Annotated in this window: 1 protein-coding gene; it reads left to right on the forward strand. The window is 66.8% G+C overall.

The genetic code is table 11. The annotated features are described in order from the left end of the window. A partial coding sequence (gene dxs, locus AC1RT8_RS24660; RefSeq protein ID WP_493079200.1) for a 1-deoxy-D-xylulose-5-phosphate synthase occupies window positions 1-1,523 on the forward strand: 1,523 nt, incomplete at both ends.

The raw sequence follows: 1,523 nt of genomic DNA on the forward strand, positions 1-1,523 counted from the left end.
ACGCCGTTGCTGGACACGGTGCACACGCCCGCCGATCTGAGGGCCCTTCCTGCGGCGAAGCTTCGGCAGCTTGCCGACGAGCTTCGCGCCGAGACGATCGCGGCGGTGGGGGTGACGGGCGGTCACCTTGGCTCGGGTCTTGGCGTGGTCGAGCTGACGACGGCGATCCATTATGTGTTCGACACGCCGCGCGACCGGCTGATCTGGGACGTCGGGCACCAATGCTATCCGCACAAGATCCTGACGGGCCGCAGGGACCGGATCCGGACGTTGCGCATGGGCGGTGGGCTGTCGGGCTTCACCAGGCGCTCGGAGAGCGAATATGACCCGTTCGGGGCGGCGCACTCGTCGACCTCGATCTCGTCTGCGTTGGGTTTTGCGATCGCCAACAAGATCAGGAACGTGCCGGGCAAGGCGATCGCGGTGATCGGCGACGGTGCGATGTCGGCGGGCATGGCGTATGAGGCGATGAACAATGCGGAAGGCGCGGGCAACCGGCTGGTGGTGATCCTCAACGACAACGACATGTCGATCGCGCCGCCGGTGGGTGGCTTGTCGGCCTATCTGTCGCGCATCGTGTCGAGCCGCGAGTTTTTGGGCCTGCGCGATCTCGCGCGGCGCTTTGCGCGCAAGCTGCCGCGGCCGCTTCATTCGGCGGCGAAGAAGACCGATTCGTTCGCGCGCGGCATGGCGATGGGCGGTACGCTGTTCGAGGAACTGGGTTTTTATTATGTGGGGCCGGTCGACGGGCATAATCTCGACCAGCTGATCCCGGTGCTCGAGAATGTGCGCGATGCCGAAGAGGGCCCGATCCTGGTCCATGTCGTGACCAAGAAGGGCAAGGGGTACGCACCCGCCGAGGCGGCGGCGGACAAATATCACGGCGTACAGAAGTTCGATGTGATCACCGGCGCCCAGGCCAAGGCGCCGCCGGGTCCGCCGGCGTACCAGAATGTGTTCGGCGCGGCGCTGGTCGCCGAAGCCGCGACCGATCCCAGGATCTGCGCGATCACCGCGGCGATGCCGTCTGGCACGGGGCTCGACCAGTTCGCCGCGGCCTATCCCGACCGCTTCTTCGATGTGGGCATTGCCGAGCAGCATGCGGTGACCTTTGCCGCGGGCCTTGCCGCTCAGGGCATGCGGCCGTTCTGCGCGATCTACTCGACCTTCCTGCAGCGCGCGTACGACCAGGTCGTGCATGACGTGGCGATCCAGAACCTGCCCGTGCGGTTCGCGATCGACCGGGCCGGGCTGGTCGGGGCGGACGGGGCAACGCATGCCGGCAGCTTCGATGTGACCTATCTGGCGACGCTGCCCAACTTCGTGGTGATGGCGGCGGCCGACGAGGCCGAACTGGTCCATATGACGCATACCTGCGTGCATCACGACTCAGGGCCGATCGCGGTGCGCTATCCGCGTGGCAACGGCACGGGCGTTGCGCTGCCCGAGACGCCCGAACTGCTCGAGATCGGCAAGGGCCGTATCGTGCGCACGGGGCACAAGGTCGCGATCCTGTCGCTCGG

The organism is Sphingomonas sp. GW821-FHT10F11 (assembly GCF_058809095.1).